This window comes from Pseudomonas kermanshahensis (assembly GCF_014269205.2).
Classification (GTDB): domain Bacteria; phylum Pseudomonadota; class Gammaproteobacteria; order Pseudomonadales; family Pseudomonadaceae; genus Aquipseudomonas; species Aquipseudomonas kermanshahensis.
Genome location: NZ_JABWRY020000023.1, coordinates 1 through 266, shown reverse-complemented (window position 1 = coordinate 266; position 266 = coordinate 1). Strand labels below are relative to the sequence as shown.

Sequence of the window (266 nt, the reverse complement as noted above, 5' to 3'; positions counted from 1 at the left end):
ACCCCTTCGGTCACCGAAGGCGGCGAGATCACTTACACCGTCACCCTGACCAATAAAGACGGCTTGCCGATCGATAACCACGCGCCGTTGTACTTCACCTTGAGTGACGGCAAAACGGTCATCACCGTACCAGCCAACGGCACCACCGGTTCGGTTACCGTGACCGCCCCGGACAACGTCTACACCGGCACTAACCCACCGGTCGAGCAGAGCCTGCAATCGGTCAGCGGCGCTGACGCTTGGAAGTTCGAGAACCTGGTTCTGGA

The 266-nt window shown here is 59.8% G+C and carries 1 protein-coding gene; it reads left to right on the top strand.

The features are described 5' to 3' along the window. On the top strand, positions 1-266 hold a 266-nt coding region (locus tag HU764_RS27540), incomplete at both ends, for an immunoglobulin-like domain-containing protein (protein WP_217835033.1).